Annotated in this window: 19 protein-coding genes and 1 tRNA gene; 9 read left to right on the top strand and 11 right to left on the bottom strand. The window is 60.0% G+C overall.

Going from position 1 to position 26,536, the window contains the following annotated elements; all coding sequences use genetic code 11:
- Window positions 1–170 precede the first annotated feature (170 nt).
- Entirely contained in the window at window positions 171–1,280 is a 1,110-nt protein-coding gene (locus SH664x_RS18285; protein ID WP_437203321.1) for an alpha/beta fold hydrolase, read from the top strand.
- A complete protein-coding gene (gene holB, locus SH664x_RS18280) occupies window positions 1,277–2,257 on the top strand; it encodes a DNA polymerase III subunit delta' (protein ID WP_437203319.1) in 981 nt (326 codons plus the stop codon). Before SH664x_RS18285 ends, holB begins: the two co-directional genes overlap by 4 nt.
- Window positions 2,258–2,417: 160 nt before the next feature.
- Here the strand turns inward: holB and hpnC are convergent, their stop codons facing one another.
- The 4 genes from hpnC to SH664x_RS18260 form a co-directional block, all read right to left on the bottom strand.
- Window positions 2,418–3,329: a squalene synthase HpnC gene (gene hpnC / locus SH664x_RS18275; RefSeq protein ID WP_437203317.1), complete on the bottom strand. Its 912-nt coding sequence runs from the start codon at window positions 3,327–3,329 to the stop codon at window positions 2,418–2,420.
- Between the two features lie 124 nt (window positions 3,330–3,453).
- Window positions 3,454–3,552, bottom strand: coding sequence for a 50S ribosomal protein bL37 (locus SH664x_RS18270; protein WP_437203315.1), 99 nt, complete (start codon window positions 3,550–3,552; stop codon window positions 3,454–3,456).
- 254 nt (window positions 3,553–3,806) lie between these two features.
- Window positions 3,807–5,801 (bottom strand): redoxin domain-containing protein, encoded by a 1,995-nt coding sequence (locus tag SH664x_RS18265; RefSeq protein ID WP_437203313.1) that lies wholly within the window; start codon window positions 5,799–5,801, stop codon window positions 3,807–3,809.
- A 401-nt stretch (window positions 5,802–6,202) separates the two neighbouring features.
- A tRNA-Ala gene (locus tag SH664x_RS18260) sits at window positions 6,203–6,275 on the bottom strand.
- A gap of 408 nt (window positions 6,276–6,683) precedes the next feature.
- On the opposite strand from SH664x_RS18260, the gene aceE reads away from it, so the two are divergent.
- Window positions 6,684–9,407 carry a pyruvate dehydrogenase (acetyl-transferring), homodimeric type gene (gene aceE, locus SH664x_RS18255; protein WP_437207268.1) on the top strand — a complete coding sequence of 908 codons (2,724 nt, stop codon included), beginning with the start codon at window positions 6,684–6,686 and terminating at the stop codon, window positions 9,405–9,407.
- Window positions 9,408–9,626: 219 nt separating this feature from the next.
- Here the strand turns inward: aceE and SH664x_RS18250 are convergent, their stop codons facing one another.
- From SH664x_RS18250 to SH664x_RS18230, 5 genes are all read right to left on the bottom strand, one after another.
- Window positions 9,627–10,298, bottom strand: coding sequence for a protein-L-isoaspartate(D-aspartate) O-methyltransferase (locus SH664x_RS18250; protein WP_437203311.1), 672 nt, complete (start codon window positions 10,296–10,298; stop codon window positions 9,627–9,629).
- 106 nt (window positions 10,299–10,404) lie between these two features.
- Window positions 10,405–10,641: a DUF5989 family protein gene (locus SH664x_RS18245; RefSeq protein ID WP_437203309.1), complete on the bottom strand. Its 237-nt coding sequence runs from the start codon at window positions 10,639–10,641 to the stop codon at window positions 10,405–10,407.
- Window positions 10,642–10,764: 123 nt separating this feature from the next.
- Window positions 10,765–13,146 carry a DNA gyrase/topoisomerase IV subunit A gene (locus SH664x_RS18240; protein ID WP_437203307.1) on the bottom strand — a complete coding sequence of 794 codons (2,382 nt, stop codon included), beginning with the start codon at window positions 13,144–13,146 and terminating at the stop codon, window positions 10,765–10,767.
- 210 nt (window positions 13,147–13,356) lie between these two features.
- Complete coding sequence (locus SH664x_RS18235) at window positions 13,357–13,848, bottom strand: 6-pyruvoyl trahydropterin synthase family protein (RefSeq protein WP_437203305.1); 492 nt, start codon at window positions 13,846–13,848, stop codon at window positions 13,357–13,359.
- A gap of 156 nt (window positions 13,849–14,004) precedes the next feature.
- The gene (locus SH664x_RS18230) at window positions 14,005–14,907 is read right to left on the bottom strand and encodes a triphosphoribosyl-dephospho-CoA synthase (protein WP_437203304.1); all 903 of its coding nucleotides are present in this window, start codon (window positions 14,905–14,907) and stop codon (window positions 14,005–14,007) included.
- 198 nt (window positions 14,908–15,105) lie between these two features.
- On the opposite strand from SH664x_RS18230, the gene SH664x_RS18225 reads away from it, so the two are divergent.
- The 3 genes from SH664x_RS18225 (at window position 15,106) to SH664x_RS18215 (ending at window position 18,200) form a co-directional block, all read left to right on the top strand.
- Entirely contained in the window at window positions 15,106–15,894 is a 789-nt protein-coding gene (locus tag SH664x_RS18225) for a type III pantothenate kinase (RefSeq protein WP_437203302.1), read from the top strand.
- Between the two features lie 414 nt (window positions 15,895–16,308).
- Entirely contained in the window at window positions 16,309–17,727 is a 1,419-nt protein-coding gene (locus SH664x_RS18220; RefSeq protein ID WP_437203300.1) for a flagellin, read from the top strand.
- 53 nt (window positions 17,728–17,780) lie between these two features.
- Window positions 17,781–18,200, top strand: a complete 420-nt coding sequence (locus SH664x_RS18215; RefSeq protein WP_437203299.1) for a hypothetical protein — start codon at window positions 17,781–17,783, stop codon at window positions 18,198–18,200.
- 98 nt (window positions 18,201–18,298) lie between these two features.
- Here SH664x_RS18215 and SH664x_RS18210 read toward each other — a convergent pair whose 3' ends face one another.
- Entirely contained in the window at window positions 18,299–20,587 is a 2,289-nt protein-coding gene (locus SH664x_RS18210) for an ATP-dependent helicase (RefSeq protein ID WP_437203297.1), read from the bottom strand.
- A 426-nt stretch (window positions 20,588–21,013) separates the two neighbouring features.
- Between SH664x_RS18210 and SH664x_RS18205 the strand changes: the two genes are divergently transcribed.
- The gene (locus SH664x_RS18205; protein ID WP_437203296.1) at window positions 21,014–22,282 is read left to right on the top strand and encodes a Gfo/Idh/MocA family protein; all 1,269 of its coding nucleotides are present in this window, start codon (window positions 21,014–21,016) and stop codon (window positions 22,280–22,282) included.
- A 165-nt stretch (window positions 22,283–22,447) separates the two neighbouring features.
- Here SH664x_RS18205 and SH664x_RS18200 read toward each other — a convergent pair whose 3' ends face one another.
- Window positions 22,448–23,158 carry a Swt1 family HEPN domain-containing protein gene (locus SH664x_RS18200; RefSeq protein ID WP_437203294.1) on the bottom strand — a complete coding sequence of 237 codons (711 nt, stop codon included), beginning with the start codon at window positions 23,156–23,158 and terminating at the stop codon, window positions 22,448–22,450.
- 337 nt (window positions 23,159–23,495) lie between these two features.
- Here SH664x_RS18200 and SH664x_RS18195 point away from each other — a divergent pair, with 337 nt between their 5' ends.
- Together SH664x_RS18195 and SH664x_RS18190 are read left to right on the top strand one after the other, a co-directional pair.
- Window positions 23,496–24,953: an H-X9-DG-CTERM domain-containing protein gene (locus tag SH664x_RS18195; RefSeq protein WP_437203293.1), complete on the top strand. Its 1,458-nt coding sequence runs from the start codon at window positions 23,496–23,498 to the stop codon at window positions 24,951–24,953.
- 79 nt (window positions 24,954–25,032) lie between these two features.
- Window positions 25,033–26,331 carry a protein phosphatase 2C domain-containing protein gene (locus SH664x_RS18190; protein ID WP_437203291.1) on the top strand — a complete coding sequence of 433 codons (1,299 nt, stop codon included), beginning with the start codon at window positions 25,033–25,035 and terminating at the stop codon, window positions 26,329–26,331.
- Window positions 26,332–26,536 lie beyond the last annotated feature (205 nt).

The raw sequence follows: 26,536 nt of genomic DNA, 5'->3' as shown, positions 1-26,536 counted from the left end.
AGGGAATGGCGGCCCGTTGATTCGCAATTTTTGCCGAACGGGAAACATCTCCAGGCGCGAGGCGATCCGGCGCGAAGTGGCAGAATTTCCAGAGGAAACACGGGTTTGCCGGGGGGAGAGCGGAGGAGAGACAACCGGACTGATCTGGACGGCACCCGTCAATCTCAACCATGCTGCGGCGAACTCCCCGATTTCTTTCCGCACCTCTTCTCCCCGCTCCCTTGCCACGCTTTCTGCAACGACTGCTCACCGCCGTTATTCTCGCGATCCCGATTGCCGGCCCGGCCGGGGCTGGGGATCCGCTGGAGGGGAACGCGCCTCCCTCGCTGATCACGACGGGCGATATCCATCGCTTGATTGGAGATGCGGTGCCACATCCGCCGCCACCGATGCGGTTTTCGAAGGACATCTTCAAGGTCCTCCGTTTCACGCCGGAAGCGATCGAGCCAGATGACCGGATCGATCAACTGCAGATTGAGAAAGACATCACTTACGCGACGTACGACAAGGTGGAGGTCTCACTCGATCTCTACCAACCACGGCAGAGGACTGACAAAGCAGCCGGCGTGATCCTGATTCATGGCGGCGGCTGGGTGATTGGCAGTAAGGGGAACTATTCGTTCTATGGGATTGAGCTCGCGACCCGCGGCTACGTGGTGGCGAACATCGATTACCGCATGGCTCCACAGCATCCGTTTCCGGCTGCGGTGCAGGATGCCAAGGCGGCTGTCCGCTGGATGCGGGCTCATGCGGAAGAGCTGAATGTCGATCCGGAACGGATCTCCGTAGTTGGCGCCTCCGCGGGGGGCCATCTGGCTCTCATGGTTGGCTACAGTGATGATGTTCCGTTTCTGGAAGGGACCGGCGGGAACCCGCACGTCACAAGCCATGTGCGCTCTGTGGTGGCCATTTACCCCCCGTCAGACCTGACGACGATCTCCCCGCCCAAACAGGAATCGCCGCTGCTGACGATGTTTCTGGGAAGGACCCGACAGGAGAGCCCGGAAACGTACCGGGTCGCTTCGCCGGTCAATTACGTGACGCCGCAGGATCCACCGACGCTGCTGCTGCATGGGACCGTCGACCTGCTGGTCCCTGTGTCGCAATCGGACGATCTCGCCCGCAAGCTGGAGGAAACTCGCGTTCCGTTTGTGTATGATCGACTCCCCGGCTGGCCGCATTCGATGGATCGACTGAAACCGGTGAATGAACGCTGCCTGTGGTTTATTGAACGCTTTCTCGAAAAGACTCTGACGCCCGTGGCTGTGGAACCGCTGTGATCTGGGAACGTGTAATCGGACATCAGCAGCAGGTCGAGATGTTCCGTCGTGCCATCCGCCGCGGTCGTCTGGCACATGCCTATCTGCTTGTCGGTCCTTCCGGAATCGGCAAACGTCTGTTTGCTCGCACGCTCGCCCAGTGTTTGTTCTGCGAACGTTATCCCGAGGAAGCGCTCGACGCCTGCGGAGTCTGCAGCGCGTGCTGTCAGATGGAAGCCGGAACGCATCCCGATCTGCTGACAGTCGAACTGCCGGAAGGGAAGCGAGAATTGCCGATCGAGTTGCTGGCAGGAGACCGTGACCATCGCGGCCGGGCGGGGCTCTGCTATGACCTCGCATTGAAACCTATGTCCGCTTCCCGCCGCATCGCACTCATCGACGCTGCGGAGACGATGAACGAGGCGAGTGCCAATTCCCTGCTGAAAACTCTGGAAGAACCTCCTGTCGGCTCGATCCTGTTTCTGCTCACTCCCGAGACAGAGCCCATTCTGCCGACCATCCGCTCGCGGTGTCAGCCGATTCGATTTCACCCGCTGACCGATGAACAGGTCCTGACACTGTTGCAGGATCAACAGCACGATGGCCAACTGGCCGATGTCGTGCGGATGTCGGAAGGGAGCCCCAGTGTTGCGCGGCAGTTGCTTGAGCCCGCGCTGCAGAAACTGTGGAAGACGGTTGAAGCGGTCCTTTCCGGTCGGGAAGTCGATGCGCTGAAGGGGATTCAGCAGATCACGACCGCACTGGAGGAGCTTGGAACCGACAGTGCTTCCCAGCGGCTCAATATGCGCTGGGCGTTGAAGTTTGTGGTGGAAGCCCTGCGCAAGCAATTGCAGCAGACGGAGGAGGTGGCCCGGCTCGATCAGCTCGGCAACATGCTCGACCGCTGCTTCGAGGCCGATCTGCATCTGCGTCAGACAATGCCGATTCCGCTCTGCCTGGAAGCACTGATGACCGATCTCGGCCGTCAGTCGCGGTAGCGCCGATTGCTCGTTCGATGGCGTGTGCAGCGTCTGTTTCGTCGGCGGGCAGTTTCACTTCGTCCTGACGGGAAGAGGAAATTACGGATTCCACTGAAGGATGGTGCGCACCCCCCGCATCGCACGGCTGGTCACTGCGGATTCAGTGGCGCCCGGCCTGTTATGGCAATCGCAACAGGCTGCGGACCGCTCCCCACGCCAGCTGGGCTTTACTGACCACGGGACGTTGCTCCCAGACCCGATAGCCGATCCGTTCAATTCCCTGCAGAATCAAGAGTCCACCCCGCACAAACAGGTCGATTTCAATTCGCAGCCGCCCCGGCATGCGCGCTGCCAGGGGACGACCCGTCAGCAGATACTCGCGAGCCCGGTCCACTTCAAATTTCATGAGCGCGGTGAATTCCGGAGTCGTGCGGCGCTGGGCAAAGTCGCTGTCGCTGTAACCAAACCGTTGCCGGTCTTCGCGCGGGAGATAAATCCGTCCGATGTCGGCATCGCGGGCCACGTCCTGCCAGAAGTTGGCCAGCTGCAGCCCCGTACAGATGGAATCCGACCAGTGGGCCTGCTCGGCGGTATGACGTCGGCAGAGGTGCAGCACGATTCGCCCGACAGGATTCGCACTGCGGCGGCAGTAGTCGATGAGCTGTTCGAAGGTGTCGTATTCCTGAACCTGTTGGTCCTGCACGAACGCCGAGATCAGGTCGGCAAAGAGTTGCCGGGGAATTTCGAACTCGTCGATCGTCGGCTTCAGCGCTACAAAGACGGGATGCCGGACCTGTCCCGCATAACTGGCCTCGAGTTCCTGATGCCACCAGGCGAGCAGCGGGAGTGCCCGCTCCGGTCCACCCGTTTCATCTCCCAGATCATCCGCCCAGCGGCAGAACGCGTAGACGTTGTAGAACGGCTGGTGGAGCGACCGGGGAAGCAGGAGCGATGCGACCGGAAAATTCTCGTAGTGAGCACGGGCCAGCGAGCGACAGTAGCTTTCGGCGTCGGGCAGGCTGGGAGCGGCAGTGTGGGCGGTGGGCCCCCACGTTTTCAGATCGTCCAGAACAGAGCCCGCCTGCAGCATGGGATGAATCCGGATGGGGAGCGAAGTGGGGGCCTCGGGACGTGCAGAAATAAAAAAAGGACGCGCGAAGGCGTCCCAGATCTGCTGCGATTCTGCCTGCGAGAACGGGAGTCTCGCGGAGAAATTATGTCTTGATTCCCTTGCGCTTCAGGCGGCGAGCCTTGGAGCTGGCAGGGCGAGCACCGTGGTTGGCTTTCTTTAACTTGCGTTGGGTCTTGGACATCGGAAAACCTCGTGTGATTTCAAATCGGGACCAGATCCGGTCCCGCAGGCCGGCGTATTTCAGGGGAGCCGAAGATTGTAGCTGTCAAGCGGGCGATTGGAAAGTCAACTTGAATCGGGAATCCGACGTCCGGTTAGAGGACTGGATTTTGCATCTAGTTCTCTATTCCGGGGCGATCGCGAGTGCTGTAAGTGAACTGTGTGAAATAGCTTGTGGGAAATCGAACCCGCAGCGTGAGGCGGGAGGGTGTCAGGTTACGGCAGGCCGTATTTCCGGAACGCTTCCGCCAGTTCCTCCTTGTCGATGCGCTTGTCGTTGTTCACGTCGATATGGGGGAATCCCTTCTCCAGAATGGCGAACCGCTTGCATTCCTCCGGAGAAAGGAACCCGTCCTTGTTCTTGTCCAGATAGGTGAAGGCCTCGTCGAGATCAAAACCATCGGAAATAATGCTGCTGCTCCCTTTGAAGAGGTTATTTGAGTTTTCCTTGCTGACCGGGAAGATGACGTCGAAATAGCCGATCATCATTTCGTCCCAGGATTGGTCTCCCCACCGCACCGTAGCTGCGGGATCAGGATTGGCGAGGTTCTTTTCGGAGTTATCGAACTTCGCCACGCAGCGGAGCCACGAACCCTTGTGGAGCGGAAGCGGCTCCGCCAGGACGTAACGGGTCTGCCAGTTAAAATCGTAATTGGGGACATCGAGGAGCACGATCGGCGGCTGTCCTTTGCCCGGGAGAAACTCGTACCGGAACGACTGTCCCCGCAGGTGCATATGAGGGGAGAGTGACAGGAGCCGGGCTTCCCGTTGAATTTCCGGAGACCGGGCCTTGAACTCCTGATCGGCCAGAAATGGCTGAATGTTCAACCCGGTCTGGGCGATCTCCGCCGTCTGAACTTCATGGGTCACGTCGTCGTGCGGTACTTCCAGCCAGCCGAGCCGGCTCAGATCCTGCTGTTCAGAACCGTTGGGGGTGTAGTGCACCTGAAACCGCAGCCAGGCACCGGCCGGAATCCGCTTGGCGGCCCCTGCGGGCAATCCGTTTTCCAGTCGCAGCCCCGGAACGTAGGCGGTCAGGAAGGAGTTGCGTTTTCCTTTCCGGCCCTCCGGGTGCATGTAGACAATGATGTGGTGGACGACCGCACGATTTCCAGGAAGGACCTCAAGGCCGTTGACCCAGACATCTTCGGAGAGTTTCGGGTTGATCCAGAAGTTCTGGTACTCCACTCCCCTGGGCCCGGCATCGGCCGGAATGGTGAAGGGGGCGTCCCGCATGGCGATGATCCGGTCGGGAACGCGCGGCAGCTGCCAGCCTTCGATGACCGGCTTCGGTTCGGGGAGATCGGCTCGATTTCCTTCCGGGCAACCGTGCGCCACCCACGTTCTGATCAGCTGTTTGTCAGTTTCCGACAGGCGGCAATCGTTGGCAAATTTTCCGTGCTCGGGGCTGGCGAACCAGGGGGGCATCCGGTTCTGTTCAACCACTTCCAGAATCGTTTCTCCCCAACCACGCAGGTCCTCATAGTTGGTCATCTCGAAGGGGCCAATGTCCCCTTTGCGGTGGCAATCGATGCAGTGAGCCTGAAAAATCCGGGCGATCTGATTGGAATACGTCACCGGGCTGTTCGGCTGAGGTTCTTTTGGACGTCCGATCAGGCAGCCGACCCCGGCAGTCCGCGGAACCGTGACCGCTTTGCCGGCGAGGATTTCGTCGATGGCGTTTTTGAGCTCCTGATGCTCGGCCCGGTCGCGGGTCACGCCAATTTGATACTGGTCATCAATCCGTCCCTGATAGCGGATCTGCTGCAGCGCATCGAGGACGACCACTTCGGGTGTTCGAGTGGCTCCCAGAGCGTCCGCCAGCTTATGGCCAACATCCTTGACCAGCGGGTAAGTCAGCTCATGTTTCTTTGCAAAGGCGGCAATCTCCTGCAGCGAGTCCTGAGAATTTGACATGACACCGAGAATCCGGACATCATCGCTCGGGTAGGTCTGACTGAGCTGCTGCAGGCGTGTCGAGTAGAGTTTCGCGAGCGGACATTCCGTTCCGAGGAAGGCGACGACGAGCACCTTGGTATGACGAAACTCCGACAGGGAAACTTTGCTGCCCCGGATGTCCTGCAAGTCGACTTGCGAGAGTTGCTGGTGCAGCGGGCTCTCGGCTCCCTGTGCTGTGCTTGGGGGAGCGGACGGCCCCGCGAGAAGGCAGAGCAGGAGTGCAGCGCGACAGCTGGTTGGCAATCGGAACATGATGCGAGGTTCCCGGTCAGAGTGAATCCAGCGTCGGACTCGAGTCGGATTCGTGTCAGTGCGAAGATCAGGAGTCGACTGTAGTTCGCCCCCTGCGGGGCTCGAAGTGTCGATTGTCACTTCGCCGGGTCATGTCGGGCGCATGACTTTTGACATGGTCGGGGAGCGGGGGACGCCGACTGCGGTCTGGTCACTGTCAGCAGGCATGGCGACAGTGCGAAGAAAAGGCGCCACGCATCTGGTACGTTGGCAGTGACGGCGTGACGTGCCAAGTGGCTGAATGACGCACGCGGGGAAGCGGGAAACAGGGCGTGAGGTTGAGGAGTCGCGAAGAAGGAGTGCGACTCGTGAAGCGGAATTCCAAATCAAGCTGTACGGTCGGTACGTGATTGGAAAGAAAGTGGAGGATAGCGGGCTCGAACCGCTGACCTCTTGCATGCCATGCAAGCGCTCTCCCAGCTGAGCTAATCCCCCATCTCGGGCATTTTCTGCCGATCTGCATCTGCCAGCTCTGGTTTTGCTCGCAGACCGAATCCTGATCGGCATCCCACCGGATGGCACTTGAAGAATCATCCGGGCTGGCTTCGTTTTCGCGAAAACCAGCAAGGGAGTCAATTTAGTGGGGCGGCAAAATCCTGTCAAGATGCCCAGACGATTCAGTGGACGCTGATGGATGTCGGGGTTTAGCGATCGCAAAAGAGTGCTAGAATGGGCAGTCCAGATTCCCTGTGACGAGAATGCGCAGGATTCTGTGAATCACCGGGAAGGCCCCGGTCGATCGGTCGTTCAGATCACTATCGAGTCTGCATCGCTGAAGACTCGTCCTGAGTTTTGTTCATGAATTGAAAGTGCGTCATGGCTACCGAAGAAGCAATCAACAAGATGGACTCTGTTGCCAAACCAGCCAGCGAAGGTTTGATCGAAGGGATCGATCCGGCAGAACTCGAAGAGTGGTTTGATTCTCTGGAAGATGTGCTGCACCGCTACGGTCCCGAAAAGACCCAGCAACTGCTCGTGAACCTCCGGGAACATGCCTACGTCAAAGGGGTGATGATGCCCTTCGTGGCCACCACTCCCTATATCAATTCCATTTCTGTTGCCGATCAGCCCCGATACCCCGGCAATCTCGAAATCGAACGACGGATCAAATCGCTGATTCGCTGGAACGCCATGGCCATGGTGGTCCGGGCGAACAAGAAGACCGACAAATACGGTGCGGTCGGCGGTCACATTTCGACTTACGCTTCTTCGGCGACGCTGTACGAAGTGGCCTACAACCATTTCTTCCATGCCCGCACCGCGGATCACACGGGGGACATGGTCTACTTCCAGGGACATGCCTCTCCCGGGATGTATGCCCGCGCGTTCGTGGAAGGGCGAATTGATGAGAGCCATCTCGAGCATTTTCGTCAGGAGACGGAACGCGGGAAGGGGCTGTCATCGTATCCTCACCCCTGGCTGATGCCCGACTTCTGGCAGTTCCCGACGGTCTCGATGGGACTGGGGCCGATCTGCTCGATCTATCACGCCCGCTTCCTGCGTTACATGCAGCACCGGGGTCTGCTGGATACGTCGAAGTCGCGCGTCTGGGCGTTTCTGGGAGACGGCGAAATCGATGAGCCGGAATCACTCGGGGCGATCACGCTCGCTTCCCGCGAGAATCTGAACAACCTGACCTGGGTGGTGAACTGCAACCTGCAGCGGCTCGACGGACCCGTCCGCGGGAACGGCAAGATCATTCAGGAGCTGGAGGGAGCCTTCCGCGGTGCCGGCTGGAACTGCATCAAGGTGGTCTGGGGAAGCGACTGGGATTCGCTGTTCGCCCGCGATTACAACGGCAAGCTGATGAAGCGGGTCGGCGAGATCGTGGATGGACAGTACCAGAAATACAGTGTGTCTCCCGGCAGCTACATTCGGGATCACTTCTTTGGAACCGATCCGGAGTTGCTCGAACTGGTGGATCATCTTTCCGATGAGCAGCTCGAGAAGCTGCGTCGCGGCGGTCACGATCCGGAGAAGGTGTTCGCGGCCTACAAGGCCGCCGTTGAGAACACGAATGCTCCAACCGTGATTCTGGCCAAGACGATCAAGGGTTATGGCCTGGGTGAAGCGGGTGAAGGTCGGAACATCGCCCACAACGCCAAGAAGATGAACCTGGACGAACTCAAGCAGTTCCACAAGCGGTTCAGCATTCCCATCAGCGAAGCGGATGTAGAAAAGATGCCGTTCTATCGCCCGCCGGCAGACAGCGAAGAGATGGCGTATCTGCAGGCCAAGCGCGAACAGCTCGGCGGTCCGATTCCGGCTCGACGGCCCACGGCGGAGCGTCTCGAAGTTCCGGGTCTGGATGACAAGTCCTTCGCCCGGCAACTCAAGGGGACTGAAGGCAAGGGAACCGTCTCCACGACGGGTGCCTACGGAGCGATTCTGCTCGGCCTGATGCGGCATAAGGTGATCGGCGAGCGGATCGTCCCGATCATCCCTGACGAAGCCCGCACCTTCGGGATGGAAGCGTTCTTCAGCACCTTCGGGATTTATTCCAGCAAGGGACAGCTGTACGAGCCGGTCGACCGCGTCAACGGCAGCCTGATGTACTACAAGGAAGCCAAAGACGGCCAGGTGCTGGAAGAGGGAATCAACGAAGCGGGCGCCATGAGCTCGTTCATTGCTGCGGGGACTGCCTACAGCAACCTCGGCATCAACATGATTCCGTTCTACGTCTACTACTCGATGTTCGGCTTTCAGCGGGTCGGTGACCTGATCTGGTGTGCGGCCGACAGTCGGGTGAAAGGGTTCCTCGTCGGAGGGACCTCCGGACGGACGACCCTCAACGGCGAGGGACTGCAGCATGAAGATGGTCACAGCCATCTGATCGCCACCAGCGTGCCGACCCTGGTGTCGTACGATCCGGCGTTTGCCTATGAAGTCGCCGTGATCATGCAGGACGGCCTGAAGCGGATGTATGCGGACGGGGAAGAAATCTTCTATTACATGTCCGTCTACAACGAAGCCTACGAAATGCCGGCGATGCCGGAAGGGGATCAGGTCCGCGAAGGGATTCTGCGCGGCATGTATCGCTACTCCAGCACCGACAGCGGCGACGGCCAGAAACAGCGGCCGCAGCTGTTCGGCTCCGGAACGATCCTCAACGAAGTCCTTCGCGCCCAGACAATCTTGAAGGAGAAGTACAACATCGGCTGCGACGTCTGGAGTGTCACCAGCTACAGCGAACTCTGTCGCGGTGCGATGGATGCCGATCGCTGGAACCGGCTGCATCCCAACGGAGAGCAGAAGGAAAGCTTCCTGACACAGCAGCTCAAGGGAGTCGATGGTCCGTTCATTTCCGCCAGCGATAACGTGCGGCTCGTGGCTGACCAGATTCGCCAGTGGGTGCCGGGACGTTACCTCGTCCTGGGGACAGACGGATTCGGCCGCAGCGATACCCGCCCGGTGCTGCGACGGCACTTCGAAGTGGATGCCGAGTGCACCGCCTACTCCGCGCTGCTCGCGCTGTCGGAAGAAAACGCCTTCGATCGCAATCGTCTGCCCGAAGTGCTCCGCGAGCTCGGAATTGATGCGGACAAGGTCAATCCCCGGACCGCCTGATCTCCGGATAGCCTGCTCCTTCCCGCGTGACGGGAGTGGGCAGGCCAACGTCCGGTGACATTCTCGGCTGAAGTTTAGAAGCACTGAGTCGTGAACGCGGCTCAGTGCTTTTTTTGTGTCAGTGGAGCGCTGGGACGATCACCCCGGACAGGAGCTTCTGCTCCACGGGCGGACAGGCTACGCCACGACGCTGCCCGATCTCCGATTTATTTCAGCCTCTCAGCGACCGGATGCCGGGCCCTCTGCCTGCTCTTTCCCGTGAACTCCGATCAGCGGAACGAACACAAATGTTCCGAGTGGTTCCCGCGTGAACGTCTGGGCGTGTCGTGTCAGGCGACACATCGTCTGTGGCCCTGTTCCTTCTCCCAGGGGAATCACGAGTCGGCCCCCCTCCTTGAGCTGCGCGAGGTAGTCGGGGGGAATCGGTCCCGCGGCAGCAGTGACGCAGATCGCATCGTAGGGGGCGGCCGGCGGCCACCCGAGTGAGCCATCTCCGTGATGGACCTGCACATTGTCAAACCCCAGTTCCTGCAAACGCTGCCGGGCCTGCACAGCCAGCTCTTCGATCCGTTCCACCGTGTGCACTTGGGCGGCCAGCTTGGAAAGAATCGCGGCGCCGTATCCGGAGCCTGTTCCGATCTCCAGAACCTTGTCTTCCGGTTTGAGCTTCAACGCCTCGCACATGAAGGCGACGGTGAAGGGCTGCGAGATTGTCTGGCGATGCGTTAAGGGCAATGCCCGGTCATGATAGGCGAGTGGGGTGTAGTCCGCGGCGATAAAGGCTTCCCGGGGAACCTCCCCCATCGCCTTGAGGACGCGCGGTTGCGAGATCCCCCGGGCAATCAACTGATTGCGGACCATTTCTTCACGGGCCTGCTGCAGTGGTTCCATCCTTCGTCTCCCCCTTGCATTGTCGATCAGATTTGCAGGGCGTCCACTGCGGAATCCGGTTCCACAGCGTCAGGGAAGAGCAGGGGGCACCGAACCGGCTCCACGCTCAGAACAGTGGGTAGATGAACGGCGCCAGCGCTGATCCGCTCAGGCCGACGAGCAGCCCGAGCAGGGCGAGAGCAATCAGAATGGGGACGAGCCACCACGCCTTGTTCTCCTTCAGGAACAGCACAAATTCCTGAAGCAGACTCAATTCCCGTTCCTGGGCAGCCTGTTCAAATGCCGTTGCGGCAGAGACTTTCCGGGAGGGATCGGATTCCGGAGTTGGGGCGGAGGGACCCATACGGCGACTGCCTGGCAGGGGACAAGGAGAGCGGGCGATCGTGGTTCACCCGCTGAAATCATCATATCGTGCGATGGTTCCGCCGGAAACGGGGGAGGTCGATCTTCTGTTCCGGCGTTCCGGCTATTTGCTCTGCGGACCCGCTTCGATTTTCGCCCAGTCGACCAGCACGATTTCTTCCGGAACGATCGACTTGATCTGCGTTCGCTGGCTCGTTTTGATCCCTTTCCCGCCGCGCGAGGTGACGGAGTATTTCATCTGTCCGAAGCTGAGGGTCTTGTCATGCTCGTTGACGACCTTCAGCACATCGCTGGGGCGCGAGAGACGTTTGGCTCCCAGGACGAAATCTCCCTCTTCCACCAGTCGCAGACCCCGCACTCCCTTGCCGGCACCGGAGAGAATGGGGACATCGGTGGCAGGAAAATGAATCAGCCGCGCGGCCTGCGAGATCAGGAAGAGGGTGTCCTCTTCGTTCACCAGTTCGACATGGACGACGCGGTCTCCCTCGGCCAGTCGACAGAACTTGCGGCCGAGTTTTGTCGACGCCTGTCGGAACGGGCTGAGCGGAATCCGCATCACATTCCCCAGCGCGGTCGCGACGAAAAGATACGGTGAGGGCGGAAAGCCTTCCCACTCGGTGTCACCGGGAGTGAAGCGGGCATCAGTGGTAATCGCAGCGACGATGCTCGCACCGTCGCTGAGCTTCACATGCTTGGAGAGGGGCTCGCCATAGCCGGTGGAAGGAGGAATCTGCTCGACCGGCACCGTATGCGCCACCCCATCGCTGGCGAAGAACACAATGTGGTCGACCGTCGACGCCGGGTAAATGCCCAGCACCTGTTCGCCTTCGCGGACCCGCAGTTTCTCGACGGCTGAGACCTTGCCGAGTCGACGGATCCAGCCTTCCGTGCTGAGCACGATGTTCGTGTTCTCCCGCACGATGTAAGCCTGTGGGTCGAACTCGCTGATCTCTTCCGATGAACCGAGAGTGGTTCGCCGCTTCGATTCGAAGGTGGCCCCGAGCGCCTCAAGTTCGCTCTGTACTTCTTTCCAGAGCCGCTTGTCCGAGCCGATGATTTTGCGGATCCGTTCGGCTTCCGTCTCCTTCTCCTGCAGTTCTTCGCGGATGCGGCCAATCTCCAGCGAGGAGATGCGATACAGCATCAACTCCAGAATGGCGTTGGTCTGCGCTTCATCCAGCGGAAACTCTTTCATCAGTTTGACGGCGGCATCCTGCTTCCCCTGGCTGTTGCGAATGATTTTCAGCGCGCGGTCGAGTCCATCGAAGATGATGGCAAAGCCCCGCAGTACATGGATGCGCTTTTCCAGCTGGGCCAGCAGAAACTCGAAGCGGCGCTTGACGGTCGCGAAGCGGAATTTCAGGAAGTGCTGCAGAATCTCGACCAGATTGCAGCGCTGAGGAACCAGCACTCCATGCTCATCGGGCACGAGGCAGACCGCGTTGAACGCGAAGTTGTCTTCCAGCCGGGTGTGCTTATAAAGAAACGCCATGACCATGTTGGGATCAGCGCCGGGCTTCAGATGCAGCACGATCCGCAGCCCCCGTTCGCCATCCGATTCATCGGTCACATCGAGCAGTTGCGGCAGTCGTCGCGAATCGCGGATATCCCCCAGCGAATTGACCAGCGGCCCGGTTTCGACACCATAGGGGATGGAATTGACCACCAGCCGATTGGGGATCTCCTTGCGACCTTCCTTGTCGAACTGCCATTCCGCCCGCACCTTGATGGAACCGCGACCCGTCTCATAGGCCTCGCGCAGCTCCTTACGGTCGGTGACGATGCGACCCCCCAGCGGGAAGTCGGGCCCCTTGATGTACTTCATCACCTGGGCGACGCTGGCGTCCGGGTTCTCGATCAGGTGGACACACCCCTTGATCACTTCGCCCAGATGGTGCGGCGGAATATTGGTCGCCATTCCCACGGCGATCCCCTGCGTCCCGTTCACCAGCAGATGCGGGAACTGCGCCGGCAGCACGACCGGTTCGTCGCGCATGGCGTCGTAGGTCGAACGCATGTCGACCGTGTTGTATTTCAGTTCGTCGAGCAGGCGTTCCGCCACCCGGGTCAGTCTCGCTTCGGTGTAGCGGGGGGCGGCTGCGGGCAACCCCATGATGTTTCCGAAGTTCCCCTGCCCGTCGATCAGGGGCTCGCGATAAGTGAAATTCTGCGCCAGCCGGACCAGCGCGTCATAGACCGCCTGATCTCCGTGCGGGTGGTAGTTGCCGGTGGTATCCCCGGTGATTTTGGCGCACTTGCGGAATTTGGCATCGGCAGTGAGATGCAGCTCATGATGCATCACATACAGAATGCGGCGCTGCACCGGCTTCAGCCCGTCGCGGACGTCGGGCAGAGCCCGCGACATGATCACCGACATCGCGTAATTCAAATAGCGGCGGCGGGTTTCGTCGCTGATGGAAACGTACTGCAGCTGATCGGCTTGTCCGTTGCCGTCCCCGTTGGGGGACTCTTTCCCTGAAACCATAGGAATCTGTCGAATCTGCTCAAAAGGACTGGAAACTCTGACCCGTGGTCATATCGGATCAGGGGCCAATCAGCAATCGACGTTTGCTTACGGGGAACCGTCTGTGATTCGGGGGTTGCGAGCGCTGGTGGTTTGTAACCTCTTTTGGAGAAAAGGGTAGCGCCGATTCAGTGGGGTCCGGTTCGTGGCTGGGAAAGGATTCATCCCCCCTTATGCCAGCTCAAACCGGCAGTCCGCCCATTGACCGAAATTCTCTTCCACCTTCACGGTCAGGGAGGTCAAGGTGCCGGTCTGCAGGATCGCCAGCAATTGCTCTCCCAGCCACTGGGCGAGCAGTTCCGTCGTCGTCTGGGCAACCGGCAGCAGGACACATTCTTCCCGGGGAAAGACCCAGCGCCGGTCGGTGTAAGTCACTTCGATTTCCCGCTCACGGACGTCCAGTTGAATTTCGGGATGATTCAACGGCAGCAGCATGCGATGATCGAGCTGGTTCACCAGTTTCTGCAGCTCATCGCGCAGCGCGATGAAATCAAAGACATACCCGTTGGGATCGAGCACTCCCTCAACGATCGCCGCCACACGGAAATTGTGCCCATGCAGCCGCTCACAGAAGTCGCCGATGGTGATGAAGTGACCGGCGGAGAACACGAGATGGTCTTTGGTGACCTCGACAGAGAAGCGGCGAATCGGATCGGAGGACATCAGTCTTCATTCTCTGCAGGAAACAGTCGCTAGAGCAGGTTGCTCTTTCCGGTGCCCGCGCAGCAAGCGATTCATGTGATGAAATGCTCAGTTCCGCGTGGCAAGAACGGGTCGATCAGAAAACAAAATGCCGCTGGGGATCAGGCCGTGCCGGGATCACGGTTTTTCCGGCAGTGATGCAGTGATACCGATCTGCGGAGGCGGTGTCCAATCCCCATCCCGGATCACGGCGAACAGGATGGCCGCCACAAGGTCAGCCGTCGTTCCCGGATTTCGGCGATGTCCATCGCTCCGCAACCACGCATCAAAGTTCCGCTGTTGATCCGCAGAGGTCCTTGCGAAGGGCCAGCCTTGGTCGAGGAGCTGCTGTGCCCGGCGCTGCGATTCGACAGCGGTCTCAATCCCGCACTTTCGGGCGATCAGCGAATCGGGAATAAGCGCCATCAGCTGCAGTTGCGTGCCGATGATTGCCTGTTCCCAGCTGCTGCCTTGCTGAATCCAGTGAAGAAGCGCCGGTCGCCCGAAATTCAGCACTTCCTGAAAGCCATTGCTGTACTGCAGCGCCACGGCATCCCGCTGTGCAGCGAGGGTCATCGCTGCGACGATCGACAGCGTCGGCGGCTGTGAGACATCCTGATCGTCGACTTTCCCGAGTCCGCCGGGGTTGGCCAGCCGGATCGCGGCGTACAGTGACTCGGCATCGTGCATGGTGAGAGACTGCAGGACCGGCTCAATGCCCATTTGCAGAGGCTCTTCCGCCGGAACCGCCGCCAGCGGAGCCAGCAGCAGAATCATCCCCAGATTGGTATTCGTGCCGACGGTCTGCGTGGTGGCCCGGACCGCTTCGAGAATCGCGGGGCCGACCCCCAGTTCCCGTGTCCGGGAGAGAACCGGAGCCACCGCTGCCGCTGATTTCACAAAATGTTCGAACGTCAGATCGGCAAATGAGGCTCCCGGATGCACATTTCCCGGCTTGCGGGCGAGTGCTTCCAGCAGGCAGGCAGACTGCAGCTGCTCGCGCAGGGATGTCACCGGAAACTGAAACATCTGATCGCCCATGACGGCTGAATTCCTGACGCGGAAGGGGGAAGCAACGAATTGTGCAGGGAACAGGCGCCCGACACAATTGAAAGCCATGTCTGGGATGTCAGGCCCCTGTGAACAGGCCGCTTTGAAGAGACCATTGTGAATTCGGTGTCGAATGTCGCCTGACGACACCTGTAGCTCACGAGCAGAAACTGCGATATCCTGCAGTTTATGGATCAGCGCTTACTCATCGTCGATGTCGGACATACCCGCTACAAATTTGCCAGCTGTCTGGATGCGGGGGGGCAATCCCTTCCGCAGGTCGACAAGCTGCTGGCGTTTCACAGTCTGGAAACGATCGACTGGCCGTTGCTGGCTGCGTTGGCGACTGCGCAGAATCTGACCCGTGCGATCATCTCGGGAACGAATCGTCAGAAGACCGAGGAACTGCTGGAGTCCTGGCCGAACAACCTGCCGGAACCCTACTGGTTTACCGACCGGACCCTGCTGCCGATCCCGGTTCATGTCGACTTTCCGGAGAAGGTGGGGATCGATCGACTGTTGAATGCGTCCGCTGCGAACGTCATCCGTGCTCCCGGGCAGCCGGTCATCACGGTCAGTTCGGGAACCGCCATCACGGTGGATGTGCTGAACCGGCATGGCGCGTTTGATGGCGGGGCAATTCTGCCGGGCATTCTGCTCGGGGCGCAGTCGCTCCACGACTACACCACGACCTTGCCAGTCATTGATGTCTGGAAGCTGCTGGAGCATGCTCCGCCGTTGCTCGGTAAGAACACGCAGGCCGCCATCAGCAGCGGGTTGTACTGGGGGCATCTGGGGGCGGTGCGGGAAATGGTGACCCGTTACACCGCCGCACTGAAGCAAACGGAAGGGGAACCGCTTGTGCTATTGACCGGCGGAGCGGCAGTCATCCTCGCACCGCATCTGCCGGGAACCCGACATGAACCGGCACTCACGCTGCAAGGGTTGGCTGTCGCGGCCCGGAGTCTTCCGGCGTAGTTCCAGGATAATCCTCGCTGACGCGTCGGTCTCTGAGGAGTTCCAACTGGCGGAATGGCCACCGGAGCTGTTGCGCAAGGGGCTGAGCGCGAAATTACGCACCGTGCGTGATTTCCATGAAATGCGGCGGAACTCGCTTCGCTGGCGGAGTCAGACATGACCTTGCCGGTACGGATCACCGATCCTACTGCAGGTGACACTTGCCTGTCGGCGCCGTGCGCAGCCACTGCTGTCTCAGCAGGGCCGCTCCTTCCGCAGGCGGGAAGACTCTCCTGTGAGTGTACGCACTCTCCGGAAGCGGGGCGATCCGATTTCGATCGTCCCCGACAGCCGGAGTGATTTCAGGCCGACACGTTTTTCGGCCGGGCATGAGGCCGCTTCGGTCGGCAGCCGGATAGCAGAAAGGACTCTGCGATGGGACTGACAATCGCAAACAATGTGTCGTCGATGACGGCACAGAATCAGCTGAACAAGGCGTCCGTCGGACTCTCGCGTTCCATCGAGCGATTGTCCTCCGGGTTTCGCGTCAATCGCGGAGCCGATGATCCATCCGGACTGGTCATTTCCGAACGCCAGCGGGCCCAGATTTCCGGTCTGCAGAAAGCCATTGAAAACGCAGACAAGGCGGTTTCACTGGTGCAGACCGCCGAAGGAGCGCTCAGCGAGATCAATGCGCTGCTGCTGAAGGTTCGAGGGCTGGCGATCGATTCCGCCAACGCGGGCGTCAATGATGAAGATGCCCAGGCAGCCAATCAGGCCGAAATTGAAAACGCTCTGCAGACGATCGACCGTATCGCCAACAACACGCAATTCGGGACCAAGAACCTGTTGAACGGCTCTTCCGGCATCAGCGGCGTCGCCAGCAATAGCAACATCTCGTTTCTGAAGGCGAGCAGCAATACCACCGCCGGGGCGTATAACATTAACATCACTTCGGCAGCGACGCGCGCCACCACCGATGCGGGGTTCGATCAGACCGACCCGCTGGCTGCGGATGAAATCCTCACGATCAACGGCGTCAGCATCACCCTGAATGCGGGGCTCTCGCAATCAGAAGTGGTCGCCCGCATCAACACCTTCACGGCATCGACCGGGGTGAGTGCCGACATCAGCTCCGGAGCCACGCGGCTTTACACAACCGAGTTTGGAGCCAATGCCAAGCTGTCGGTGATTTCCAATCAGGCGGGCGCAGCCAGCAGCAGCGGTTTTGGCACCACCGGCGTCAATGCGGTCGGCACCGATGTGACGGGGACCATTGGCGGAACGAGCTTCACCGGGAACGGCAATTTGCTGCAGGCGACGAGCGGACCTGCCAAGGGACTGGTGATCAAAGTTGGCCTGAGTGGCAGCGACCCGACCAGCACCGTGTCGGGAGCACAAGGGAATGTCACGGTTACCGATAATTCACTGGTCTTTCAGATCGGCCCCAACACGCATCAGTCGACAAAAATTGCGATCCCGCAGATCTACGCCCAGTCGCTGGGAGTCGGTGTGAACGGAAACCGGTTCAATAACCTCGCCGAGATCAACGTCACTTCCGCCGCCAAGGCTCAGGATGCAATCAGCATTATCGACTCCGCCATTACGGACATCACCATTCTGCGCGGCGAACTCGGCTCGTTCCAGGGGAACACTCTGGAATCGACCGCCAACAATCTCCGCACCACGCTTGAGAACACGGTCAGTGCGGAGTCGACGATTCGTGACACCGACTTCGCCTCTGAAATCGCCAACTTCACGCGGCAGCAGATTCTCGTGCAGGCGGGAACGTCGGTCCTCTCCTCCGCCAACCAGATTCCTCAGCAGGTCCTTGCACTGCTGAACAAGACATAACCTGAAGCCTTCCACTCGCAGTTTCACTCCCCTCTCACTGCAGGAGCCCTGTCATGTCCTCACCTGAACCGAATTCCGCGAGCTTTCAACGTCAGGCTGAACTTGTTGTCGGGGTCTTTGCCGATGAACTCGACATCACTCTGACTTATGACGCAGCGGGGATCGCTCATCTGGCGACCTATCTGGAGCAGGCCCGCGAGATGCTGCAGACTCCGCTCGCCGAGCAGGCGGTTTTCAATCTGGGGGCCTTTCTCGGTGAATCGATTCGCCGAACCTGCGGAGGCGAATGGCGAGAACGGGAGGGGTGGTGGGGGATCGAGATCGGTCCGGAAGTGATCGCCTGTCCTTTCGTGCAGATTCAGGCCCAGCTGCGGGAAGGACCCGACCAGGCGGTGACTCGCTACTTCTCCTGTCTGCAGGAAATTGTCGATCGGCTGCAGTCGATCGAAGCGGCAGCGGCACAGGCTGCGTAGAGCAGATTGGTCCTTCCTGTGCCCGAGCGACACATGTTTCGTGTGAGGAGATGCTCATTTCCTCCGGGCCGGAACGGGGACTTCCAAAGCGAAGATGCTCAGCCGATCGGTTGCAGAGGTGCCTGCGCAGCGACAAACGTTTCGATGCGATCCTGATCCGGAAATTTCACGGTGACCGTCCGCAGCTTGCCGAACCCGCTCACTTCCTGCACCGTTCCGCGACCATAGCGGGGATGCCGAACCTGTTGGCCGATGCTGAAGCCAACCGGCAGCTGCACTGAGACTCCTTGTCCCGAGAGGAGTGAGGCCCCGGTGGTGAGCAGCGGCTTGCGGACATTCATCGGATGCACAAAAGGAGCCTCTTCCGCAGCTGCGACAGAAGACCCTGTTTCCGGAGATGTGCTGACCGCCGGGGAAGCAGGAGTGACTGTCGGTCCCCAGCCTCCGGCAAATTCGTCTCCCCGCATCGCCACTTCCACCTGTTCAATGTCCAGCTCGCGCAGGAAGGGACTCATGATCGTCGGCATTGTCCGGCCATGCATCGAGCGAATGCGCGATTCGGTCAAAAAGAGATGCTCCCGTGCACGGGTGATGCCGACAAACAGCAGTCGACGTTCTTCTTCGCATTCCCGTCCCGATTCATCGCGCTGCGAGCGTTCGTGAGGAATCAGGCCATCTTCCACGCCGACGATAAAAGCGGCCGGGAACTCCAGCCCCTTCGCGGCATGCAACGTCATCAGGGTGACGCGGCCCGATTCGTCATCGAGTCGATCGAGGTCGCTGACGAGCGCGGTCTGCTCCAGAAAGCCCTGCAGGCTCCGTTCTTCTCCGGCAGCGGAATCGTAGAGCCGGGCTGAAGCGACAAGTTCCTCGACATTCGCCAGATGTTCGCGGGCCTCTTCATTGTCGAGCCCTTCCCATGCGGCGGTGTAGCGCGACTTCCGCACCGTATCCGTCAGCAGGTCCGCCACCGAACCCGCGCCGGCCAGCGAAAGTTCCTCGAACATTTTCGCGAACAGCTTGAACATGACGACCGCTTTTTTGGACAGCTTCGGCACCTTGTCGGCCTTGGCGGCCGCTTCGAGCAATGTCGAGCCCTGTTGCCGCGCCCAGTTGAGCAGACGGTCCTGCGAGGTTTTTCCCAGTCCCCGCAGCGGCTTGTTGACGATCCGCAGAAAGGCGGATTCGTCGGCCGGGTTTTCGATGAGCCGCAGATAAGCAAGGAGATCCTTGATCTCCGCACGGTCATAGAATGCCACACCGGCAGCCACCTGATACGGAATGCGATTCCGGGTGAAGGCGAGCTCCAGCTGTCGCGAGAGAGAGTTGACCCGGTAAAAGATGGCGAAGTCGTTCCAGTTCAGCTGGTGCTGATTCATCAGCTGGCGGATCTGCAGCGCGATCCCTTCCGCTTCCGCGTACGAATCCTGAAACCGCAGCAGCTGAACCGGTGTCCCTTCATGTTTGTCGGTATGCAGCTCTTTATGTTTGCGTTGCCGGTTATTGATGATCAGTGAATCGGCAGCGCGGAGGATCGCCTGTGTGCTGCGGAAGTTCTGTTCCAGCCGAATCGTGCTCGCCTGCGGATAGTCCCGTTCGAAGCGCAGGATGTTTTCAATGCGGGCCCCGCGCCAGCCGTAGATCGACTGGTCAGGATCACCGGTAACGCACAGGTTCTGATAGGTCTGTGACAGCGCCGCCACAATCTGGTACTGCGCCAGGTTGGTGTCCTGATACTCATCGACGAGGACATAGCGGTAGCGCGAGTCGAGTTGCTCTCGCAGGTCGGGGTTGTCGGCCAGCAGCAGGGCGGCATGCATCAGCAGGTCATCGAAGTCGACAGCATTCGAGTCGAGCAGCCATTTCTGATACGCCGGATAGACCCGGCGGACGACCGCCTGCAGATGATCCGCAACCGAAGCTTCAAACCGTTCGTGATACAGCTCCGGTGTGATCAGGTCGTTCTTGGCGTTGCTGATCCGCCAGGCGATTTTATCGGGAGCGAAGTGCGCGGGGTCATAGTCCAGATCCACCAGGACCCGTCGCAGCGCCTGCCGCTGGTCGCCGGTATCGAGAATCGAAAAGTTGGATTTCAGGCCGACCACCTCGCCGTACTGACGCAGCAGACGCGCGCAAAAGCGATGAAAGGTGCTGATCCAGACACGGGAATTCGGCACCAGCGAGCCGACCCGTTCCGCCATCTCGCCGGCCGCTTTGTTGGTGAACGTGATCGCGAGAATCTGGTGTTGACGCACTCCATGCGCCAGCAGGTTGGCAATGCGGCGGGTGACAACACGGGTCTTGCCCGAGCCCGGACCGGCCAGAATGAGCAGGGGGCCTTCAAGATGCTCCACGGCAGCACGTTGGGGCGGAGTCAGATCATCCATGGAGCGGGGAGATTCCTTCAGAACGACTGCGGGAGGGCCAGGTTGGCCGACTGGGGAGGGGGTAACCCAATCCCGAATGGGGCTGGCACGGACACGACTCAGATCGGACGATTTTCGGCGGACGATGCGCCGATCCGACTATTGTGACACATTCAGGCAGAATGAGAACCCCGCCCACGGGCCACCCATCAGTTCCACAGCCGGAAAGTCCCCTTGAAATTTCAGTCTCATAGACGTTTTCTATGGGGATTTTCAGGTCAATCTGCAGTCTTTCACGACGTTCGGCAGGAGATTCCTCTCGAATTCAACGGGTGCGAAATTTCGGCGGTTGGCTGCCTCGAAATCGCTTTCGTCAGTTGCCATGATGCAGGTTGTTCCAAATGGTAATTCCGACTCGCGTGACACTCCTTGAGGAAATTGGGTCCCATGGGAAATCCCGTTGTCCGTGCCGGCATGATCGGCATGGGAATGATTTTCGACGAAACGTATCGCCCCTTTTTCGAGCGCGCCGCCGCGCAGGGGGTTTATGACCGCAGCTTCGGTGTGGTCGATGTGCAGCTCGCCGGCGTCGCGTCCCGCACCGGCAAACGGGCTGAGAGCTATCGCAAAGTCGCCCCGGCCGCCACGAAAGATTTCTATTCGGCCTCCGGGGAGAACTGCACGCAGGATCTGCTCGCGCATGGTGTCGATCTGGTCTGCGTCGCCACTCCCGACGATCGACATTTCGAGTCCGCGCGGCTGGCGATCGAGCAGGGAAAGCATGTCATTATCGAGAAGCCCTCGGTGCTGCAGCTCAGCCAGCTTGATGAGCTGGTGAAGCTGGCTCATGACAAAGGGGTCCTCGCGAAAGTTGTCTACCACAAGTTGCTCGATCCCGATCACAAGAAGCTGCGGACACTGGTCGCCGACAACGTGCTGCAGCATGTCAACAACGGCTACTGCTCACTGCTGGAGCCGAAATCGATCTCCGGCAGCCAGTTCGCCGAATGGATCACGGGGCGGAACCCCGGAACCTATGTGGCGGTGCACTATTACAAACTGATCGATTTCACGTTCGGCGGGAAGCTGAAGACGATTACTGCTTCCGGACAGCGTGGTCTGGTCGGCAAGGCGGATGGCCCCACCTGGGACAGCGTGCAGTCGAAGACCGTGTATCAGTACGCGGATGGCCGCGAGGCGGCGTTCGACGTGCATACGTCGTGGGTCACTCCCGACAACTTCCCCGGTTATGTCGAGCAGGAAGTGCAGTTCCGCTTCGACAACGGTCTGTGGAATGGTCATTCGCGGAAGCGCGGTGTGGAGTGCACCGTGGAAGGTCGGACACCGATCACGCTGAAGAATTCGATGAACAACCACTACAACGGAAGCTTCCTCGAGCCGTGGCAGGAGCGAGCCCAGCGCGGTTACGGCATCGAAGTGATTGAGCGCTTCATCCGGGAAGTCGCCTATGTCGAGCATGGAGGCGAAAAAGCAGGGCGTGCTGCCCGTCTCGCCGAAATGCAGCAGCTGGGCTACAACGATCTGGCGGCTGACCGGCAGGTGGTGGCAACCGTGCAGGCGCTGGAAGCAATTCTGGAAGAGGCCTCAGCCGGTCGACCCGATGCCGTGGTGCGTGTGAATGGTCCCGATGGAGGACTGGTGCTGTATCACGCCGGGAACGGGACTCCGAAAGTGCTGTACGCACCGGAAGTCTGATTTCAGCCAGTCCATTCTGAGAAGCACATTCCGTCGCACTCCCCAGGGTGCGGCGGATTTTTTGATGAGCACTTTGATTTTTGCATTCACCCGGTCTCGCCACGCGGAGTGACGCCGGAGATCAATAGAAGGTCGTGCTGCCCGGGGGGCGGAGGAGCAACCTGCTCAAGTTTCGCCGCTGCTGCAGTAAGGGCAGATTTTGCGGTAAACGATCCGGTGGCAGCGAGGGCATTCGCGCGGGCCATAGAGGAGCGGCGGCTCCATCTTGAACTGCTGGTAAATCAGATAGATGAAGACCAGCAGCACAATGGAACCGAGTGCGGCGTTGCCGTTTCCGCCGTCGAACAGGGAGTGCCCGACGATCAGCCCGCAGCAGAGCGTGTAGATGGCGATGATCCACCACTTGTTCCGCTGAAAGGCGGTCTTCTGCACCTGGGTGTTGACCGCTTCGGCCACATGCGATTCCAGCAGGTCCGATTTCTCATGCTTGACCGTGGCAACATTCGGCGCTCGCACGGAGGAGAGGAGCCGGTCGACACTGTCGAGCACGCGAAACGCGTCGTCGAAGTTGAACTCGTGCTGATGCGCCCAGCGGTTCCGGACTTCCCGCAGCTCGCTGACCAGGCTCCGCTCGAAGTGCCCCAGATCATCGCGGAAAATGGCGTTCCACTGATCCCACATGACTGTCAACAGGGCCTGGGCATCCCAGTCGACCTTGTCACCGTTGACGCGGTTGCGATCGTCGCGAAAGGCGGAAACAACCGCTTTGGTCCAGTTGTCCTGCAGAGCGGAGCGCAGTTTCGTCTCGACATAGGGGGTCAACCCCGCCGTAAGCAGGTCCATTGCTGTCGAAACACGTTCTCGATACGCAGCCACTGCCCGATTCCATCTTCTGTAAGGGTTGAAAGAATCTTATCTGGAAACGTCTGGCAGACGAGGCGGAAGAATCGTGTTTCAGGAAATCACCGCGATTTTCGAGTGAAGTTGCCGAACGAACGGGCATTCCGTTCGGGCGTTACGACCGCTAGAACCGGTGCGGTTGGCGGTTGAAGTTCCACTGACATCGCTCCCGGAAGGCTTGTCCGGCAGTGCTGCTGCGGCCGATTCAGGGCCGCGGGACTGGATTTTCATCGGTGGAGGGGCGGCAGACTTGGAGCGGCGGGCGCTCTGCACCACAATTGAGTGAGAGCCGCTTTTCTCGAACGGATTTGAGATGCACGAATTCCATTGTCCTCACTGCTCGACACCGCTGCGTCTGCGCGACAAAAGTCTCCGCGGCCGGACGATCGACTGCCCCGACTGCAGGCAGCCCCTCCGCGTCGAGGAGACCGCGAACGGGTTTATCGGAAGTGTCGTTGAGTCGACGCAAGCGGCACCGGACCTGTTCGAGCAGCCCGGCCCGGTGGCTGGGAGTGCCCGGTGGCTGGCGATTGCGGGGGCCGTGGTGCTGGTGCTGGGCGGACTCTGGTTCGCCTTGCGCATGGGCGAGCCGACAGTGGTGAAGGCTCCCCCCGCAGATTTACCGCAACCCGAGGGGAACTCGCCCGAGGCCTCCGCGACCGCTCCGCCTGTCAGAGAGCCCGAGCCTGCGGCCGCCAAAGCTGAGGGGCCCGAGGAGCGCCTGCTGGGCATTTATACCCTGATGCTCCCCCAAATCGCAGAGCAGGACCTGTTCCCCGCCGGTGTCTATCGAGGGGGGGGAGAAACGCCCCGTCCCTACAGCTGGATTGCGCCGCTGGCCGGCAGCACACTTCCGCCTGCCCGGATTGACTGGGATGAACGCTGGAACGCCCCGGTAAACGATGAATTCGTGCGGCGACGGTTTCAGGCGTTTGATAATCCTGCCCTCGAGACCAAAGTCGGGGAAGACCGTTATCCGGCCAGTCACTTTGTGGGGATCACCGGCGTCGGGGCCGATTCCGCCACGCTGCCCGCGCAGCATCCCCGGGCCGGGATCTTCGCGCAGCAGCGACAGACCAAGCTGAGCGATGTCAAAGATGGGCTGTCCAATACGCTACTGCTGGCGGGTGTCACCGGCCGACTCGGCTCTTGGGCGCGCGCGGATGAATCGACACAGCGGGGGCTGACACAGGAACCATACATCAACGGACCGGACGGCTTCGGAACCGGACAACCCGACGGCATGTTCGTGTTACTGGCGGATGGAAGTGTGCGCTTTCTGTCGAAGGCGACAGACCCCGTTCTGATGCGACGAATGGCAGCGATGGCCGACGGCCTGCCGCTCAATCTGGCTGTGGCGGGTGATCCCCTGACCATGAACCTCCCCGTAGCGGTGACGACTCCCCCCGTGGCAGGGACTGCCGATCCTCCCGTCGTGCCGGAAGCTCCGATTCCTGCATTCCTGGAGATGAACCTGCCGAAATTCGACATTGCGCAACAGCTCTCGCAACCGGTGCTCCGCTTTGAGCAATCGACTCCGGCTCCGCTTGTCGATCTGCTGCAGGATCTCGGGGAAGCGGCCGGTGTGCCGATTGATTTCTCGCAGTTGCCGGAAGAAACTCGCCGACAGACGGTCGCGATCACATTGGAAAACACGACGGTGGGGAATATTCTGGACGCGGTCCTGGCCGAAGTGCACGTCACCAAAACGCTTGAACCGTTTCGGATCGTGCTCACACCCGCTCCGCAGGGGACAGGCAAGGGCCCCTGACTTCCGCAGTCTGAGGAGTCCTCTTCGGAACCACCCTGAGGCCGACTGCGGACGCTGTTGGAATTCATCCGGGATCTGGTTGGAAGAACTGCAATTTATGGAAGAAGCCAAAAACACCGCTCGGGCACTGGTTCGAATCGGCTACGACGGCACGGTGCACAAGTTCTTCCGGGCGAAGGATGCCGAACAGCGGTTCGAGAACGAAATCCGGGTGCTGAAATATCTGGAACAGCGGGGCTGCGAGTTCGTCCCCCGGGTCCTGTCGTTCGATCGCGACAAGCTGGAGCTGGTCACCTCCAACTGCGGCGCCCGCGTGGAGCAGCTGAGCGACGAGCGATTGAAGGAGCTGTTTCAGGAACTGGAAAGTTTCGGAGTGCGGCACGACGACCCGTTTCTCCGCAACATCACTTACCGGGCGAAGGATGGCCGATTCTGCATTATCGACTTTGAATTCGCCACGATTCTTGATGAACAGGCGACGCTGGAACCTGTCGCTGCAGGTGACAAAGCGGCCCCGCAGGGCATCACGGGAGAAGGCCGGCTGGGACTGCGCTGGTCGGGCAGCAGCGATCGGGGCAAGTACCGGCCCAACAACGAAGATGAATATCTGGCGGTGGCTTTCAATCCGGCCGAGTTCATTTATCTCGCCAGCAAGGGAGAAGTGCCGACGGGGGACTTCGACTATGTCTTCGCGGTCAGCGACGGCATGGGGGGGGAACGATCCGGCGAGTTTGCGAGCAAGTTTGCGCTCGACAACATCACCCGGTTAATGTCCCGACGTTACCAGTTTTCGCCCGCGCACAACCGCTCGGGGATCAAAGACTGTCTGGAGGACCTGTTTCAGGGAATTCACCGACAGCTGACCACCCTTGGACAGAGCTATGATGAGGGACGGAACATGGGGGCGACGCTCAGCATGCTCTGGTACTCCTCGGGCTGGTTCTATTTCGGGCATATCGGCGACAGCCGGATCTATCATCTTCCCAAAGCGGGGGGAATCATTCAGCTGACGGAAGATCACACGCATGTCGGCTGGCTTCGTCGAAACGGCCAGCTCAATGAACGTGAGGCCCGTAATCATCCTCGCAAGAATGTGCTGGCGCAGGCGCTGGGAGCCGGGAACCAGTTCGTCCGTCCGCATCTCGGCGATGTCCGCTGCGAGGTCGGGGACCGCTTCCTGCTCTGCACCGACGGCGTGGTGGAAGGGTTGTGGGACCGGGCACTGGATGAGATGGTGCGCGAAGCCGGCCCCGGGGGAGCGGTCGATTCCTCCACGATTGCACAGCGGATTGTGCAGGCAGCCACAGAAGAATCGGGACGCGACAACTCCAGCGCTGTTGTGGTCGAAGTCTGCCATGTTCCCGGAGAGGATCGGTAATAACGCATTGGTGCACGGGATGTTCTGGTCCCGGGACCGTGGCCCGCTGCGGGACGCCGCATTCCGTAAGCGTTCCCGCTCCCCCAAAATCGGGACTTTTCGCATTCCGGACGACGTTTCCGTTGGAAAGCCCGCTGCGTGCGAACTAGAAAGAGGTGTCCGGAATCACCTCATTTCGCCCGGCAGCGTCCGGGTTGGTTTTTCT

Origin of the sequence: Planctomicrobium aquicomposti (assembly GCF_051466325.1) — a bacterium.
Classification (GTDB): domain Bacteria; phylum Planctomycetota; class Planctomycetia; order Planctomycetales; family Planctomycetaceae; genus Planctomicrobium.
This window is presented reverse-complemented; position numbering and strand designations above follow the sequence as displayed.